This is a genomic window from Sphingobium yanoikuyae (assembly GCF_034424525.1).
GTDB lineage: Bacteria > Pseudomonadota > Alphaproteobacteria > Sphingomonadales > Sphingomonadaceae > Sphingobium > Sphingobium yanoikuyae.
Genome location: NZ_CP139979.1, coordinates 4,374,492 through 4,391,636 on the forward strand (window position 1 = coordinate 4,374,492; position 17,145 = coordinate 4,391,636).

Sequence of the window (17,145 nt, forward strand, 5' to 3'; positions counted from 1 at the left end):
GACCGGCCATCCAAGAGCCCGGCGCGCCGCGATTTATGCCAGTTTCTCCCGTTCGCCCTGAGCCTGTCGAAGGGCAGGCTGAGCGAAGTCGAAGCCTTCGCCACGCTCGGCCCGAACGGAAAAGAGGCTGCTGAACTGTTCATGGGAGAGGACGCATGATCCCCTTTGTCGATGCCCATATCCATCTGTGGGATCTCCACCATATCCGCTACGATTGGCTGAGCCCGCCCTTTTCGGACGATGGCCCCAATGGCAGCGTCGAGCCGATCGCCCATGACTATGGCGTCGCCCAATATCGCGAAGACCTTGCCCGCTGGAACGTCATCGGCGCCGTCCATGTCGATGCCGGCGCGGCTGCGGAAAGCGCGCTGCGCGAGACCCAGTGGCTCGACACGCTTGCCGCCGTCGATGGCCTCCCCACCGGCTTCGTCGCCTTCGCCGCGCTCAACGACCCGGATGTCGATGCGCTGCTGGCCGCACAGGCCGCCCATCCCCGCGTCAAGGGCATCCGCCACATCGTCAACTGGCATGCCGATCCCCAGCGCACCTATGGTCCGGTCGATCTCACCGTCGATCCGCAATGGCAGGCGGGCTATGGCCTGCTCGCCAAACATGGCCTCTCCTTCGACCTGCAATGCTATCCGGGGCAGATGCCCGGCCTCGTCCCGCTGATCGAGCGGCATCCCGACATCCCGGTCATCATCAACCATATGGGCATGCCGGTGCTGACCGATCCGGATGGCCTCAACGACTGGCGCCGGGGCATGAAGGCGCTCGCCGCGCTGCCCCATGTCGCGGTCAAGCTGTCGGGCATGGGCTTCATCCGCCGCGACTGGACCATGGCCGGCATCGCGCCGCTGGTGCATGAGGCGATCGACATGTTCGGCGTCGACCGCTGCGCCTTTGCCAGCGACACGCCGACCGACAAGCTGTTCGGCCCGATCGACCGTTACATGGAATCCTATCACGCCATCGTGTCGGATTTCCCCGAAGCCGATCGCCGCGCCATGTTCGCCGGCAACGCCAATCGCCTCTATCGTCTGGGACTTGCGCTATGACCCCCAATCCCCTGCTCGGCGTCCTCTTCCACTGGCTCGGCGGCTTCGCCTCGGCCAGTTTCTATGTTCCCTTCCGCGGCGTGAAGCGCTGGAACTGGGAGATTTTCTGGCTGACCGGCGGCATCTTCTCCTGGGTGATCGCGCCCTGGTTCTTCGCCTCGGTCCAGACCAACGACCTGATGGGCGTGATGGCTCAGGTGCCCTCGTCCGTAGTTGGCTGGTGCATCTTCTTCGGCTTTCTCTGGGGCTTTGGCGGCCTCACCTATGGCCTTACCATGCGCTATCTCGGCCTCTCGCTCGGCATGGCGGTGGTGCTGGGCCTGTGCACCGTCTTCGGCACGCTGATCCCGCCGATCTTCGACGGGACGTTCATGACCGAAATTGCCGGAACCCTGCATGGCCAGATCGTCCTGCTGGGCCTGGCCGTCACCGTGCTCGGCATCGTTGTCGTCGCCCGCGCCGGCGCCCGCAAGGATGCGGCGCTCTCGACCGAACAGAAGGCCGCCGTCGTCGCCGAGTTCGATTTCAAGAAGGGCATCGCCGTCGCCATCTTCTCGGGCATCATGTCGAGCTGCTTTGCCTTCGGCCTCGCCGCCGGTGAACCGGTCAAGGCGCTGTCGGCCGCCGCCGGCACCGGCCCCTTGTGGACCGGCCTGCCCACCCTCTGCCTCGTCATGTTCGGCGGCCTCATCACCAACGCGCTCTGGTGCGGCTGGCTGATCGCGAAGAACAAGTCGGCGGGCCAGTGGGCCGGCGCGCCCGATGCCTCGGGCCAGCGCCCCAAGCTGCTGCCCAATTTCCTGCTCTGCGCGGTGGCGGGCACGGCCTGGTATTTCCAGTTCTTCTTCTACACCATGGGTGAAAGCCAGATGGGCCGCTTCGGCTTCTCCAGCTGGACGCTGCACATGGCCTCGATCATCATCTTCGGCACCTGCTGGGGCTTTGCCTTCCGCGAGTGGAAGGATGCCGCGCCGGCGGTCCGCCGCATGGTGTGGAGCGGCGTTGGCCTGCTGATCCTCGCCACCCTCATCATCGGCTATGGCAACAGGCTGGCCAGCTGATGCGTCGCTGGCTCGCTGCCCTACTGCTGACGCTCGCCGCCCCGGTGGCGGCGGCCGACGCACCGCTGCTGACATCGCATCTGCGCATCCATGATCCCTTCGTCGTGGCGGAGCAGGGGAGCCGAACCTACTGGCTCTTCTCGAAGAATGACCCGGCCGTCACTGGCGATTCGCGCATCGGCATCATGGCCTATGCCAGCAGCGATCTCGCCCATTGGCAGAAGCCCAAGCTTGTCTTCGCCCTGCCGAAGGACAGCTGGGCCAATGACGGCGGCTGGGCGCCGGAGGTGCATCGCTGGAAGGGGCGCTATTATCTCTTCGCCACCTTCCACAATGACAAGGCGGCGATCCCCGCCAGCGGCAAGCGCCCCAATTATCGCCGCGCCACCTTGCTGGCGGTGTCGGACCGCGTCGATGGCCCCTATCAACTTATCCACAAGGGTGAGCCGATCACCGGACCTGATGCCATGACGCTCGACGGCAGCCTCTATGTCGACCCGGCCGGCAAGCCCTGGATGGTCTATGCCCATGAATGGCTGCAGATGGGCGTCGGCACGATGGAGGCGCTACCGCTCACGGATGATCTCTCGCCCGCCGGCAAGCCGCAATTGCTGTTCCGCGCCAATGAAGCCGACTGGGTGATCGGCCAGAAGCAACCCGAAGGGGACATGGGCTATGTCACCGACGGCCCCGAACTCTATCGCACCAAGACCGGCACCCTGCTGATGCTCTGGTCGAGCTGGGGGAAGGGTGGCTATGTCCAGGCGCAGGCCCGCTCCAAATCCGGCACGCTCGCCGGCCCCTGGGAACAGCTTGGCCCGCTCATCATGCAGGACAGCGGCCATGGCATGCTGTTCCATGCCTTTGATGGCAAGCTGATGCTGGTCCTCCACCGCCCGTTCAAGCGGGCGATCGCCAAATTCTACGAAATGCGCGACGCCGGCGATCGGCTGGAGGTCGTGCGCGAGGCCGTGGAACTGGATGGCGAAGCCTATCCCACCCATGGCTGCCCGATGGGAGTGTCCGATGCTCGCTGCTGATCTGGTCTGGCCGCTGCGCGATGCGCCAAGCGGCGCCTTCGTGCTGGAAGACGCCAATGCCGCGCCCGAACAGGCGGTCGTCACCGCTGTCGATCGCCCGGTGCTGCTCGGCTATGCGCCTGACAGGCCCAATGGCCGCGCCATGCTCATCCTGGGCGGCGGCGGCTATGTCGCGCTGATGGCCGGACGCGAAGGGGTGCAGGTCGCGCAATGGCTGACATCGCTCGGCTATCATGCCTTCGTCCTCGTCCACCGCTTCCCCCATGCCGGCACCGGTCCCTCCGCGCCGCTCGACGATGCGCTCGCCGCGATGCGGATGATCCGCGCGTCCGATCTGGCGCCCGATGGCGTCGGCGTCGTCGGCCTCTCCTCGGGCGGCCATCTCGCCGCCTGCCTCGCCACGCATTATCCGGCGGACTGGGGCGATGTCGCGCCGCAGCGGCCCGATGTCATGGTGATCGGCTATGCGCCCATCTCCACCAATGCCAAGGGCCGCACCATCGTCGCCGACAAGCCGCCGCTGCCGCCGGTGGAAAAGCAGGCGCTCTACGACGCGCTTCAGCCCGATGCGCAACTATTGCCCGGCCCGCCGCCGGCCTTCATCGTCTATGCCGGCAATGATCCGGTGGTGCCGGTCGAAAACGCTTATCGCTTGAGCCGCGCCTGGCAGGATGCGGGCGGCAGCGCGGAACTGCACATCTTCGCCGACGCCCCCCATGGCTTCGCGCTCGACACGCCGGATCAGCCCGTCTCGCTCTGGCCGCGCCTGTGCGAAGCCTGGCTCAGACAGGTCTGCTTCCTGTAAACGTCGCTGTCATCCTGCGCGGGCTTTGATCAGCCCGCGCGGCGCCTGAGCGTTTCAAGCTGCCGATGCGTCAGCATCCTGGCAGCTTGGAATCAATGCCGTGAGGGCACGGCATCGGACTGGCGCCGGATCAGCTGATAATCCAGCTTCACCCGGCCCAGCGCCTCTTCGCCGGCGCCATCGTCCTGGCTGCTGAAATGGGCGCCCAGCAGGCCGATCGCCTCGCGCGCCATGTCTCGGATCGGCTGGCGGATCGTCGTCAGCGCCGGCCAGATCGCGCTCGCCAGCGGCGTGTCGTCGAAACCGCAGATGGTGATGTCGCCCGGCACGTTGATACGCCGCTGATGCGCCACCGTGATCGCCGCCGCCGCCATATCGTCATTGCAGGCAAAGATGGCGCTGGGCGGCGTGTCGAGGCTCAGCAATTGCTCGGCCGCGTCCAGCCCCGATCGATAGGAAAAGTCGCCCGGCACGATCCAGCGCTCGTCCAGCCTTATCCCCCGGTCGGCCAGGCAATCGCGAAAGCCCTGCAGGCGCCGGGCGCTGGCGCGGTGGCGGATATTGCCGGAGATGAAGCCGATCTGCCGATGGCCAAGGTCGATGAGGTGCCGGGTCAGGTCATAGGCGGCATGGCGGTCGTCGGTCCCCACCGCCAGCATGCCGGGCACATCGCCATCGGGCGCGATGCCGACCACGGCGATGTCGCGCGCCTGCAACGCCTCGACCAGTTCGGCCCAGTCGCACAGCGGCGGCGGCAGGATGACGCCGGCGACATGCGCCTTCGACACCTGATCGACGATCTCCTTGGCAAAGGCGCCCGGCGCGCATTGCTCGACCACCAGATGCAGATGGCGCTGCGGCGCTTCGCCCAGCGCGCCGAGCAGCAACTCGCCCAGATAGGCCGATGTCGTCGAATTGCTGTGCAACAAGGCCACCCGCCGGTCGGCACTGCCCACCAGCGCGCGCGCCGACGCATTGGGCACATAACCCAGATCCTTGACCGCCTGCTCGACCGCCTGTTGCGACTTGGCGCTGACCAGCGCCTTGCCGTTGATCGCGCGTGACGCGGTCATCATCGACACGCCGGCACGGGCGGCGACCTCGCGGATCGTGGGCGGCTTCTTCTTCGCGGCTTTCTGCATCACCTGACGTCCTAGCCGGTTTTCCCGGCAAGGAAAATCGCGGCGATCAGGGCTTTAGTCGTATATGCGCCGGCGCATCGCGATCGACGCTGACGATCCCGTCCTTCTCGGTCAGTTCGGCGATCTGCAGCACCGACCGCCGCTTCCAGTCGGGATTGGCCTTCGCCTCATCCTCGCCCTCCTGATGGACGAAATAGATGATATAGGCGCGGTCGCCCGACACGATGATGTCGGGATGCTGGCCCTTGGCCCGGTCGGTCGGCGCCTTGCCCGGTGTCGCGAGGATATAGTCCGGCTGGCGCGTCCAGTGCGTCCCGTCGTCGGATCGCATCACCAGCAGCCCCTTCCACGCGTCGGAGATCAGCCAATATTTGCCCTTCCAGCGAAACGCCTTGGGGCCTTCGCCCGGCGTGTCGGTCAGCCGGTCCTTGACGCTCCAGTGAATGAGGTCGCTGCTGTCAGCGGTGCGGATCGCCTTGTTCATCCGCTCGTCGTTGAAGAACAGCCGATAGCCGCCGCCCGGCAAGGCGAGGACACTGGCATCGATCACCCGGTCGGAGCCGAGATCGAGCCGCTCGCCACAGGTCCAGCTTTTGAGGTCCGGGCTGGTCAGATGGACGATGAAGCGCGGCGCATTCCAGTCGCGATAGATGCCCGGCACCACCGTCAGCCACATATGCCACTGGCCTTCCAGCCATTGCACTTCGGGCGCCCACAGCGTCTCGCCGGTGCAACGGGTCGGGATCGTCGCGGTGCCGCTATAGCGCCATTTCGCGCCATCCTTCGACCGCGCCGTGCCGATCGCCGTGCCATGGACCCAGCGGACATCCTTGGCGTCTTCCATCGGCAGGTCGGCGCGGCGATTGGTGTAGAACATCACCCATTCGCCGCTCTTGCGATCATAGACGGTCGACGCATCGGCCGCACCATCATGCACCGGATCACGCAGTAGTGGCTTGGGCGCCACCGGCCCACTCGCGGCGGCGGCCATCAACAGCAGCGATGCGATCATTTGAACAGCCTGAGATCAAAGGCATCGGCCATGACGCGGAACCCTTCGTCATTGGGGTGCAGCGCGTCGCCGACATCATAGGGCTTAGCCATGCGCGACGGATCGGCCGGGTCGGCCACCGCCCTGGCCAGGTCGACGAAGCCGTCGGCCTCCTTGGTCGTGCGGATCCACTCATTGACGGCGATGCGCACCGCATCGCCCTCCGCGCTCCAATAGCCCGCGCCCTTGTATGGCAGGATGGTCGCCAAAATGACCTTGATATTGCGGTCATGCGCCCGCGCGATCATCTGGCGATAGGCGCCGATGACGGTCTGCGGCGTCAGCATCGGGCGCTTGTCGCGCGCGGCCCCGCCCAAATCATTGACGCCTTCCAGAATGACGACATGGGTGACGCCCGGCACTGCCAGCACATCGCTGTCGAACCGCGCCAGCGCATTATAGCCGTCCGCCTCGCTCAGCAGTCGGTTGGCGCTGATCCCGGCATTGGCCACGCCGACGCTCTTGCGGCCCGCCTTCTGCAGCCGCTCGGCCAGAAGGTCGGGCCAGCGTCGGTTGCTGTCGGAGGTAGCGCGCACGCCGTCGGTGATGGAATCGCCCAGCGTCACGATCGCCGTGCCGCGCTTGGCATTGTCGACCTCGACCGCCGAAATCACCACGCGCGGCCCGATGACGGTCGGGCTGGTCAGCGTCTCCGCACCGGTCTGGTCGCCCGGCGCGGTCCAGGTGGTCGCCGCCGAATAGCTATGCACCGTCGCATCCGCCGCGCCCTGCGGCAGATGGATGGAAATGCTGATCCGGGTCAGCGGCTTGACCGCCAGGTCGATGGGATCGCTCAGCAGCGGCGCACGCGCGGGGATGGTCGCGCCCTGCGCCTGGTTGAAGGTCACGACATGGTCGCTGCCCGGCACGATCGCGCCATTCTCGCCGGCCAGCGCGACATGCACGCTGCCCACCAGCAGCGGATTGACCGACATCTCGTTCGACAGGCGGATGCGGATGCGCTGCCCGCCGCTCGACAGGCGCACGACCTGGCGGACGGTGCGATCGTTGAGATCGGGATGCTTCTCGGGCGGGGCGCGGTTGACCAAAGGCGCTGCCATCCAGCTGCGCGACCAATATTGGGCCTGCGCCGGCGTTGCCGCGACCATCGCCAGCAGCGCCGCACCCAACAGCATCCTCTTGCCCATGTCCCTCTCCCTTATTGTCTGACCGGCCCTTATTGCGCCACCGGGTTACGGCCCCACAGCTGGTCATAGCGCCAGCCCGACAGATCCTCGACCACTTCGGCGGCGACCGGCGATGTCGGCGTGCGCGCACCGCTGCGCAGATGCTCGATCTCGCGCATCAATATGTCGTGCGTCGCCGGGCTCAGGCGGAATTTGGTCGATACCCAGATACCCAGCCCCAGGCAGCCAACCGTGCCGACGCCCAGCAGCAGCGCCATGGTCAGGATCGCGCCATGGCTCTGCTCCGCGGCGCCCGACACGAAGCCGCCGGCCTGCATGATGAAGCCCACGCCGGCGACGGCCGCCGCCTGCGTCGCCTTGCGCACGAAGGTCATGACCCCGGCAAAGCTGCCCTCGCGGCGCTGTCCGGTCACGATCTCGTCGACATCGGCCATATAATTATAGGTCGCCCAGGGGATATAGTTGAGCGCGCCGCGGCCCAGGCCGCACAGGATGATCGGCAGCCAGATCCACGGGCTGGTCGCCGGCACACCCGCAAACCACAGGCCGATCAGCGTCAGGCAACCGACAGCGAAGTCGGCGGCGGCGACCTGATAGGCCTTGGCCGGCGATGCCCGCAGCGCCAGGTTGATGGCGATGATCACCGCCACGAACTGGACGATATACATGGTGCCCAGCAGGCCCGATGCGATCGCCGTCGATCCGGCCAGCGCGAAGATCACGAAGAAGGTGAAGGCCGCGTTGAAAATGTCCTGGCTGATATAGCCGCCCAGATACATGCCCAGATGCAGGCGGAAGGCGCGGATGCGCATGGTGGAAAACAGGTTGCGGTAGAGCGCCTTCAGCGCCTGTCCCGGCCCGCCCGCGCCGACCGGATTCTGGCCGATCGCCTCGGCCGATCCGGGCAGATGCCGTTCCCAGCTGAACAGGTAGAGCAGCCCCGCCGTCACCATGAACAGGGCGGCAAAGATGATGCCCATGTAGAAGAAGGTGTCGGCGCTGTCGCGGCCCAGCGCGTTGATCAGCCACAGCGGCAGGAAGCCGGCCAGGATCGCCGATGCCTGACCGAACAGGATGCGCGACCCGGCGAACTTCGCCTTGGTGCGATAGTCGGTCGACATTTCCGCGGCGAGCGTCTCGAACGGAATGATCTCCATCGCATAGACCAGCTCGAACAGCACATAGCTGACCAGATAATACCAGAAGCCCTGACCCGGCAGCCACATCAATGCAAAGCTTGGCAGCAGCGGAATCGCGGCCAGGATGAAGAAGCGGCGGCGGCCGAACTTGCGGCCCAGCCAGGTGCCGCCGAAATGGTCGGAAATATAGCCGATCATCGGCGAGGCGAAGGCGTCCAGGATGCGCGCGACGGCAAAGATGGTCGCCGCCTGCCCCGCGCTAAGGCCGCAGAATTGCGTGTAGAAGATCAGCACCCAGCCGGAAATGACCGCCATCGATCCCGCGCCCAGCACGTCGTTGGAACCATAGGCGAGGTAATTTTGCAGGCGGACGGGACGCGCGGTGGATGGGGCAGTCTCGGGCAATTCAGGTCCTCCGCCTAGGGCAATGATCGGCGCTTGGGCTCTTGTTCTGACGCGCGCGGGCATATGAGACATATGCCACATAGTGAACGGCTATCACACGATATGAGACTAATGCAAGCCGCGATCGGCCTTTTCTGCGGGCGCCGGCACGAAGCGGATAGCCTCGATCAGCACGCCGGGATCGGCGCGCTCCAGCGTCACGACATGCCGCCCGCCGCTCAGTCGTTGCGTTAACGTCATGGTCGCCCGGTTGTCCAGCACCCCCATCGCCCAGTCGCGACTGCCGGTCTCGCGCCGACTCTCCAGCGCCTGCGTCACGCCATCGATGCCGACGGTCAGATGCAGCGCGTCGCCATCCCGGTCGGCATAGGTCGGCAAGATATCCACAAGCACGGTCCACTCACCCGGCGGCAGGTCGATCGTCGCGCGGCTGGCTTCTTTCTTCCCGCTTGGCGCCAGCATTGCGCCATGACGACCCAGCCCCTCCACGCGCGTCCATCCGGCGAATCGGTCCGGCGTCAGCAGCGGCAGGACAGGGGCGGCCGGTTGCGCTTTCACCGGCCCGGCCGGCGGCGCCGGCGCATCGACCGGCGGCAGGACCACCGGCGTCTGGCGATAGCTGCGCCATTGCCCGTCTGCCGGCTCCACCGCCATGATTCCGCGCCATTTTCCGCCCGCCAGTTCGCGGTTATAATAGGTCGTCAGCCTGTCAATTTCGCTGTCCGCTTCATGTGCGATCCTGCCGCGCCGCGTTGCCTCGGCCAGGTCGCTGTCGCGCAGCCGGTCATGCGCCTCGGCCGCGAAGAAGCGCCGGTTGGCCGCCGCCGATGCCCGCACCGGATAGGCCAGCAATTCATAGAAGGCGTCGCGCCGCTCGGCTGGGATCGCCGGCTCCACTTGTGCCAGCGCCGTCTCCATCGCCGCAAACGCCGCCAGCCGTTCATCCGCTTCGCCGATCGTCAGCGGGCTTTGCCGATACTTATCCACAGGCAGATTCCACTGCAGATGCTCGGGCCGCCGGGCGAAATTCAGCCGGTGATAATCGCGCAATATCTCCGCAATGGCGGGCGCCTGCGCGGCATCGACATTCTCCGCCGCCCAGTCTTCCACAAACTTATCCACAGGCTTTGCCCGCACCTTATCCACAGCCCAGGCGAGGCTCAGAAAATAGTCGGTGGCCAGTTCCGCCGGCTTCAAGTCGCCGACATTGGCGACCCAGACCTGTCGCGCGCCGGCATCCCAGGCACGCCCCATTTCCTCCCGGATCAGCGCCGGCGGGGTTGTGGATAACCATAGGTAGGAGAGCGGCGCGCCCAGATAGGAGAGATGATAATAGACGCCCGACCCGCCCTTGCGCGCCCGCTCGGCGGCATCGGGGAAGTGGCGGATATAGCCGAAATTATCGTCCGGCCACATCAGCGTCACATCGTCCGGCACCTTGAGGCCCGCGCGATAGACGTCCAACACTTCCTTATAGGGGGTGAAGACCTGCGGCGCGTCCGCCGCACCGGCCCTGGCCAGCATCGCGCGCTGGTCGGCAAAGATGCGCTCCAGCGCGGCGCGGCGGTCCTCCACCGTCTTGGGGCCCACCATGCCGCTGTCATGGATACCGCGCATCCCCAACGTCCAGATGCTCTCATAGCCGGCATTGCTGCGCACCCGCTCGTCCCAATAGCGCCGCACCTCGTCGGGGTTCTTGAGATAATCGAAATCCTCGGCCGGGGCGGTCCATTCGCCGACATTGTTGCGCAGCATCGGCTCGGCATGGCTCGATCCCATGATGATGGCATAGCGATCGGCCAGCGCCGCATTGGCCGGGTCGGCATTGAACGGCGTCGTCACCTTGTGCATCGCCGGCCACAGCAGATTGGCCTTCAGCCGCAGCAGCAGCGCGAAAACCTGTGCATAAGTTTTCGGCCCCAGCGGCTTTTCCTCGGGCGCATGGTTCCCCGCCGCCCAGGGCACCAGCCCCCAATCCTCGTCATTCAGGAATATGCCGCGATATTTGACCGAAGGCGGCCCGAACCGCCGGGCATCCCTGGCGACATAGAGCGCATCGCGATGCAGCGGCGTCACATCCGCCCACCAGTGCCAGGGCGACACGCCGATCGCGCGCGACAGTTCATAGGCGCCATAGGCGGTGCCGCGCCGGTCGCTGCCGATGATCAGCAGCGCGCGGGCCACGCCGGGCGCCGGCCGCTCGATCGGCAGGATCAGGAAACTCTCCCACGCGCCCTTCAGCTTCGCGACATCGATCCGCTTGTCCGCCACCAGCCGGTCGATCGCTTCATTATGGCCCAGCGTGCCGATCCATACCTGCGCTGCGCCGCCCTCGGCCGCGCCGGTGACCCGGCCAATATCCTGCTTCAGATCCTCGGCGGCGATTCCTACCACGGCGTCTTCGGCCGGGTCGGTGACGATCCGCGCCGCCTGCCCCCGCGCCACCAGCGGGAAATCCCCCCGCTGCGCCACCGACCGCACCCAGTCCGCCGCCTGCGCCGGCGTGGCGCCGAGCAGCAGCAGCGCCAGCCACCAGCGCATCAGAAACGCACCATGTTGGTCGTGTCGATCCGCCGATCCGGCAAATCGCGGATCGCGCTGCTACGAAAGCCGGTCACATTCTCCAGCCGGAAGGCATCCGCGGCGCCCGGCATTTTCAGATAGGATCCATCAAACCCCTCGACATGCTTCAGCCAGAAGGCCGGCCGCGCGTCCGCCGTCCGCGTCCGTATCTCGACATGACTCAGGTCCACATTACGCGCATGACGGATGAAGAAACCGCTCGCCGGCAGGGGCCCGAACCGGTCGGGATCGGGATAATCCTCTTCCTTGGCCGGTGGATTGATTCCGGCCATCGCCGCGTCGCCGCCGCCCGGCTGGTCGATGAAGAGATTGCTGATCTGGACGTCCTCGACCGGATGGCCGGCCACGCCCGCGATGATCGACGGCAGCATCGACCCGCTCTGGCAGGTGATATTGTCGATCAGCACCCGCCGCATCGACCCCACCGCCGCGCCCGCCGGCCCGCGCATCCGCCGGCCCAGCCGCAGGAACAGGGCCGGGCTGTGACAGCCGCGCATGGCGATGTTGCTGATCGTCACATCCTCCATCACCGCGCCGTCCACCGTTTCCAGCGCCAGCCCCCAGCATTGATCGAACACGCAATTGCTGATCGTGATATTCTTGAACCCGCCATTGCTTTCGGTGCCGCACTTGATCCGGCCCAGCAGCCAGGTGTCGCGATTGCGCGCCAGCGGCCGGAACGTCCCGTCCAGCAGCGTGCCGACGACATAGGAGCCGCTGACATGGCAGTTGGTGATGGTCACATTCTCGGTCGCGCGCGGATAGCCCAGCGCATAGCTGGACTTGGGCACGATCGCGTCGTCATAGGGGGTGTTGAGCGTGCAGTTGCTGACCCGCACATTGCGGCAGCAGTCGATGTCGAACCCGTCGCGATTGGTGTCGACGGTCAGATTGTCGATCAGCAGATTGTCGACCCCGGTCGCCAGCAACGCGAAATGCCCGCCCTCCAGAATGGAAAAGTCCCGCAGCGCGACATTGCGGCAATTCTTGAGCGCGATCGCCTTGTTGCCGACGCCGGGCAGTTCGGCGGCCGGCCGATCCTTGTCGGGATGGCCCCGGCTCAACCCCTTGCCCCAGATCAGCCCGTCGCCGCAGATCGCGATATCATGCAGTCCCTCGCCATGGATCAGGCTGTTGCGCCAGTGATTATGGCCATAATCCTGATAGGGGGCGATCGCCGGGTCCTGCGGCTCGGCCGCATCATAGCCGCCATTGGCGAGGCCCGTCAGCGGCACCGACGCGGCCAGCAGGGTGGCGCCTCGGTCCAGCCACAGGGTGATATTGCTCTTCAGGTGAATGGTATAGCAGGCGTAGCTGCCGGGGGGCACATAGACGGTCCCGCCGCCGCGCTCCGCGGCAAAGGCGATCGCTCGGTCGATCGCCGGGCTGTCGATATGGCTGCCATCGCCCTTCGCGCCGAAATCGCGGACATTGACCATGCCCTGAGGCAGGGCGCGGCCGAAAGCGGGCAGTGCCGCCAGCATGGATATGCCGGCGGCACCTTTCAGCAGGAAACGGCGATCGAACGGTCCTTCCATTTACCCCTCGATCCCCGTTTCCCGTGACTCAGATATAGGTGCGCAGGAACTCGCCGAGTGCGCACATGGCCAGGCTCTGGCCATAGGGCATGGAGGTGAGCGCGATGTCCTTGTAGAATTGCATCGTGTCGCCCATCGCCGTGCCGAAGCTCACCTGCTGCAGCTCGCCGGTCTCGTCGATGTTCGCCAGCACGCCGCGCACCGCCTTGATGCCGACCGCTTCATAATGGCGCGGCAGATAGCCCTTCCGCACGGCCTTCAGGATGCCATAGGCAAAGCCGGCGGTGGCCGATGCTTCCAGATAGCTGGTCGGGTCGACGATCAGCGTGTGCCACAGGCCGGTTTCGGCGTCCTGCGTCTCTGCCAGCGTCTTCACCTGGGCGGCCAGCGTGTCGATCAGGAAGGTGCGGAAGAAATCGCCTTCCTTCAGGTCGAGGATCTCGATGATCTCGGGGATGGCGATCGTCACCCAGCAATTGCCGCGCGCCCACAGCGCTTCGGCGAAATTGTGGCGGCCGTTGAAGTCCCAGCCGTGGAACCACAGGCCGGTCTTCGTATCATAGAGATATTTGATATGGACCAGGAACTGGCGCTTGGCTTCCTCGACATAGGCCGGGCGACCTAGCAGCAGGCCGATCTTGGCCAGCGGCAGCACCGACATCATCAGCGTGTCGTCCCACATCTCGCCGGGATTCACGTCATTATAGACGATGTGCTGGAACCCGCCTTCTTCGGTCTTGGGCAGGCCGTCGGCCGCCATCAGCCATTCGGCCCATACGTCCAGATAGGGGATGTAGCGCGGGTCGGGCTCATATTCATACAGATAGGCCAGCGTGATGAACGGGGCCATCGTGTTGATATTCTTGGTCGGCGTGCCTTCGGCAAAGCGATCCTCGAACCACTGCTTGATGATGCCCAGCGCCTTCTGGTCGCCGGTCTGCTCGAAATAGCGCCACATGCCGAACAGGCCGACGCCATGGGTCCATTCCCATCCGGCCCAGCCCTTGGTGTCGATGATGCGGCCATCTTCCAAATGGAGCAGGAATTCGCCTGTCTCGTCCTTGATATTGACGAGATTGTCCATCAGCCGGTCGATGGAGTCGACGACCTGCTGGCGCGGTACATCATGGGTGAGAGCGGCCACTTACTTGGTCTCCTTGAGGTCTGAAGGTGCGTTTGGCGCGGTCACCATCTGCACCGGCAGACCGCCTTTCACATTGCGTAGGGTGACGAGGCGCACGGTTTCGAGCGCATCGCCCGGCTGACCGTCGGACGTGACGGCCAGCGCGACATGGTTCTGGCCCCTGTGGTTCAGGATGCCTTCGGGAATGGGGAAGGTCCGCTGCGGCCCGACATGGGCGATGAACTGCCCCATGTTCCAGCCGTTGACGAAGATCAGCACACGGTAACGGACCGGCGAACGCGGCTTGCTGGCGTCGCCGAAGCTCAGGCCAATGGTCGCGTCCTGCCCCTTGGGCACGCTGAGGGCAAAGCTGGTGCGATACCAGCTCGTCCCGGCCGTCGCCTGGGTCGCGGGCACGCTGGCCTTGGCCCATGCGCTGTCGTTGAAGCCGGGCAGGTGCCACCCCATCCGCTCGCCATAAAGGCCGCCATTATTGGCCGGACCACGGGCGACATCGGGCAGATCCTCGCCGCCCTGCTTGCCCTGGATCTTCCAGTTGATCGGCACCGCGAAGCTGCGTCCGCTCGGGCCGCCCTCCAGCGATGCGGACACCAGGCCGCGCGCTTCCTTGTGGAAATCGTCGCTGTCCAGATCCCAATTATGGCCATTGTTGCGGACCATGACGGAGAGGACATGCTCGCCCGCCGCCTGCGCCTCCGCCGGCAGGGCGAAGCGCGCGGTGCCGGTGGTGATCGGCCGGGGCAGGCCGCCGGGCGTTTCGCCTTCGCCCAGGAACTTGCCGTCGATCCAGGCCTGCACCAGTCCCGAACCGCCGGCGCCATAATAAAGCGACAGCGCCTTGGCGTCGGGCGACCCGGTGAAGCGGCCGCGATACCAGACGTCGCCGTCATGGAAGCCATAGGCGTCCATCAGCATATTGGGCTGGCCGTCGGGCTTGGCGGTGGTGCTGGCATAGGATCGGTTGTCGATCGCCTGCCAGCCGCTGTCGTCGAAACCGGGCTGCGCCTCGGGCGAACCCTGCGCCATGCGCCAGTCGTTGAGCGCCGGCAGCGCGACATCGACCGGACCGGCGAGCGGCTGGACGGCGGCGATGCTGCCGATGGCTGTCGCCTTCGTCGTCACCTTAGCGCCGTTCCAGCTGACGGATCGGACTGCCCTGGGCGCCCAGATTTCGAGCGGGCTGGCTGCACTCGTATCGCCGGTCAGCGCCAGCGAACCGCCTTTGGCAACGGCGCTGCGCACCAGCGCCGGCCCGCGCACCAGCATGTCCTTCTCGCGCCAGTAACGCGCGCCCTCGGCCTCATCGGCCAGGATCAGGGTCAGCGGCGGACGCCCGCCCCCCTCGATTCGCAGCACGGCGCGGCCCTGATGGCTGTAATCCAGCTTCAGGTCGCCCTTGGCGGCATCGAACGCGCTGCGCGCCTGGCCTTCCAGCACCGTCACCTTGGGCGCGGAAGCGTAGCGCAGCACCGTCTCGCCCTGCTCGCCGGTGCGGCCATAGAGCAGGATCAGGTCGTTGCCGTCGATCTGCTGCGCCGACTGGAGTTCGGAACTGGAATAGACCAGTCGCTGCCCGCCCAGCGTCACGCCCGCGACCAGCCATTTGGCGTCAAAGCCGTTGAGCTGCATCGGTACGCTATAGCGGCCATCGGGCAGGTCGGCGGTGAAGCTGAACGCGTCGCTCGTCTGCCCGTTGGACGGCTTGTGCGTCACCATCAGGAAGCGCGCGTCCGTCTCCGGGCTCTTGTTGTGATAGACCTGAATATTGGGCGAGCTGATCTCCGGCGTCCCCGCCGGGATCATGCCGGCCATGTCGGGGACGGAGGCGATCAGGCCGCCCAGCTGCTTCATCTCCAGCGCCTTTTCGCGCACCTCGCGCGGCTCGGAAATGGCGGAGCCATAATCATAGCTGCTGAACACCACCGGCGCGGGCAGCCAGCCCCAGCTGGTGCCGCCATAGCCCATGTAGAAGCTCTGGATGCCGATGCCATTGGCGAGGTTGGTGCCATAGAAGACGCGCTGGAACCGCTTGCCACGCTGGATCGCGTTGCACTCATAGCCGCCGTTCGACCCCCAATAGTCGAACCAGCCGCCGCCGAATTCGGCCAGGAATCCGGGCGTGTCGGGCGATGCGGATGCGCCGCCCTTGGCGCCGCCGGGACCATAATAGCCCCAGTCGGGCGCGGCCGACCCGCGCGTCGGCTTGCCATCCACGGTACAGGTGCCACCGGGATAGCCATCGAACGCATACATGTCGTTCGGGCCATGGACGACCTTGTCCACCTTGCTGCTTTCCGGCGCCCAGTAACCGTTGCGGCCCTGGTCATTGTGGAACAGCGGCACGGTGATGCCGTCGGCGCGCGCCTTGGCATAAAGATGATCCATGTAACGCCGCTGGGCGGGCGTGGTCATCGCCAGCTCATTCTCGATCTGGTGCAGGATCACGCCATATTTGCGGCTGGGATCATTGTTGATCTGGTGCTTGGCGATGATCGCGTTGACCTTGGTCAGCCATTCGTCGGCCGCCGCCATATAATCGGGGTCATCGGTGCGGGCGCGGGCGCGCTGGTTGACCAGCCAGCCGGGAAAGCCGCCGCGCGACAGTTCCGCATTCACATAGGGACCGGCGCGGGTGATGACGTAGAGGCCTTCCTCCTCCGCCATCGTCAGCAGCCGGTCGATGTCACGGATACCACTAAAGTCGTACACGCCCTTTTTCGGGCTGTGGAAACCCCAGTCGAAATAGACGGCGACGCTGTTGAAGCCGCTCGCCTTCATCTTCTGCAGGATGTCGCGCCACAAATCGGGCGAGGGCAGGCGGAAATGATGGAATTCCGACGACCAGATCACCATCCGCTTGCCGTCGATCATCAGCGATCGCGCATCATAGGAGAGGCGGCCGAACGTCTTGACCGGCGCGGAGAGATTGGCGGTCGGCTTGGCCTGTTGCGCCATGACAGGCGTGGCCAGCATGGTGCCAAGGGCGAGGGCGGTGATGAAGCTACGCATGGATGTCAGCCTGTTCCTGCAC

12 protein-coding genes are annotated in these 17,145 nt (G+C 65.7%); 4 read left to right on the forward strand and 8 right to left on the reverse strand.

Annotation, left to right across the window (positions count from 1 at the left end; genetic code table 11):
• Window positions 1-155: 155 nt before the first annotated feature.
• From U0025_RS20290 to U0025_RS20305, 4 genes are read left to right on the forward strand one after another with little or no spacing between them, the layout of a single operon-like run.
• Entirely contained in the window at window positions 156-1,058 is a 903-nt protein-coding gene (locus U0025_RS20290) for an amidohydrolase family protein (RefSeq protein WP_004209348.1), read from the forward strand.
• A complete protein-coding gene (gene rhaT / locus U0025_RS20295) occupies window positions 1,055-2,119 on the forward strand; it encodes an L-rhamnose/proton symporter RhaT (protein ID WP_004209349.1) in 1,065 nt (354 codons plus the stop codon). The genes U0025_RS20290 and rhaT overlap by 4 nt, the downstream gene beginning before the upstream one ends.
• On the forward strand, window positions 2,119-3,159 hold the full coding sequence (locus U0025_RS20300; protein ID WP_004209350.1) for a glycoside hydrolase family 43 protein: 1,041 nt from the start codon (window positions 2,119-2,121) through the stop codon (window positions 3,157-3,159). The genes rhaT and U0025_RS20300 overlap by 1 nt, the downstream gene beginning before the upstream one ends.
• Window positions 3,146-3,964: an alpha/beta hydrolase gene (locus U0025_RS20305; protein WP_004209351.1), complete on the forward strand. Its 819-nt coding sequence runs from the start codon at window positions 3,146-3,148 to the stop codon at window positions 3,962-3,964. The genes U0025_RS20300 and U0025_RS20305 overlap by 14 nt, the downstream gene beginning before the upstream one ends.
• Before the next feature lie 92 nt (window positions 3,965-4,056).
• On the opposite strand, the gene U0025_RS20310 is transcribed toward U0025_RS20305, so the two are convergent.
• The 8 genes from U0025_RS20310 to U0025_RS20345 all read right to left on the reverse strand — a co-directional run bounded on the left by U0025_RS20310 (window position 4,057) and on the right by U0025_RS20345 (window position 17,123).
• A complete protein-coding gene (locus U0025_RS20310) occupies window positions 4,057-5,106 on the reverse strand; it encodes a LacI family DNA-binding transcriptional regulator (RefSeq protein ID WP_004209352.1) in 1,050 nt (349 codons plus the stop codon).
• A 46-nt stretch (window positions 5,107-5,152) separates the two neighbouring features.
• Window positions 5,153-6,118, reverse strand: coding sequence for a glycoside hydrolase family protein (locus U0025_RS20315; RefSeq protein WP_004209353.1), 966 nt, complete (start codon window positions 6,116-6,118; stop codon window positions 5,153-5,155).
• Window positions 6,115-7,305, reverse strand: a complete 1,191-nt coding sequence (locus U0025_RS20320) for an SGNH/GDSL hydrolase family protein (protein WP_004209354.1) — start codon at window positions 7,303-7,305, stop codon at window positions 6,115-6,117. The genes U0025_RS20315 and U0025_RS20320 overlap by 4 nt, the downstream gene beginning before the upstream one ends.
• A 29-nt stretch (window positions 7,306-7,334) precedes the next feature.
• A complete protein-coding gene (locus U0025_RS20325) occupies window positions 7,335-8,849 on the reverse strand; it encodes an MFS transporter (RefSeq protein WP_004209355.1) in 1,515 nt (504 codons plus the stop codon).
• Window positions 8,850-8,957: 108 nt separating this feature from the next.
• The gene (locus tag U0025_RS20330; protein WP_004209356.1) at window positions 8,958-11,390 is read right to left on the reverse strand and encodes a glycosyl hydrolase 115 family protein; all 2,433 of its coding nucleotides are present in this window, start codon (window positions 11,388-11,390) and stop codon (window positions 8,958-8,960) included.
• A complete protein-coding gene (locus tag U0025_RS20335) occupies window positions 11,390-12,970 on the reverse strand; it encodes a rhamnogalacturonidase (RefSeq protein WP_004209358.1) in 1,581 nt (526 codons plus the stop codon). Before U0025_RS20335 ends, U0025_RS20330 begins: the two co-directional genes overlap by 1 nt.
• Window positions 12,971-12,998: 28 nt before the next feature.
• Window positions 12,999-14,114: a beta-galactosidase BglB gene (bglB, locus tag U0025_RS20340; protein WP_004209359.1), complete on the reverse strand. Its 1,116-nt coding sequence runs from the start codon at window positions 14,112-14,114 to the stop codon at window positions 12,999-13,001.
• Window positions 14,115-17,123, reverse strand: a complete 3,009-nt coding sequence (locus U0025_RS20345) for a glycoside hydrolase family 35 protein (protein WP_004209360.1) — start codon at window positions 17,121-17,123, stop codon at window positions 14,115-14,117.
• Between the last annotated feature and the right edge of the window lie 22 nt (window positions 17,124-17,145).

Bases quoted from the DNA above. Each gene is read 5' to 3' on its own strand.
- U0025_RS20290 (WP_004209348.1), top strand. From the start codon at position 156: ATGATCCCCTTTGTCGATGCCCATATCCATCTGTGGGATCTCCACCAT.
- rhaT (WP_004209349.1), top strand. From the start codon at position 1,055: ATGACCCCCAATCCCCTGCTCGGCGTCCTCTTCCACTGGCTCGGCGGC.
- U0025_RS20300 (WP_004209350.1), top strand. From the start codon at position 2,119: ATGCGTCGCTGGCTCGCTGCCCTACTGCTGACGCTCGCCGCCCCGGTG.
- U0025_RS20305 (WP_004209351.1), top strand. From the start codon at position 3,146: ATGCTCGCTGCTGATCTGGTCTGGCCGCTGCGCGATGCGCCAAGCGGC.
- U0025_RS20310 (WP_004209352.1), bottom strand. From the start codon at position 5,106: ATGCAGAAAGCCGCGAAGAAGAAGCCGCCCACGATCCGCGAGGTCGCC.
- U0025_RS20315 (WP_004209353.1), bottom strand. From the start codon at position 6,118: ATGATCGCATCGCTGCTGTTGATGGCCGCCGCCGCGAGTGGGCCGGTG.
- U0025_RS20320 (WP_004209354.1), bottom strand. From the start codon at position 7,305: ATGGGCAAGAGGATGCTGTTGGGTGCGGCGCTGCTGGCGATGGTCGCG.
- U0025_RS20330 (WP_004209356.1), bottom strand. From the start codon at position 11,390: ATGCGCTGGTGGCTGGCGCTGCTGCTGCTCGGCGCCACGCCGGCGCAG.
- U0025_RS20335 (WP_004209358.1), bottom strand. From the start codon at position 12,970: ATGGAAGGACCGTTCGATCGCCGTTTCCTGCTGAAAGGTGCCGCCGGC.
- U0025_RS20345 (WP_004209360.1), bottom strand. From the start codon at position 17,123: ATGCGTAGCTTCATCACCGCCCTCGCCCTTGGCACCATGCTGGCCACG.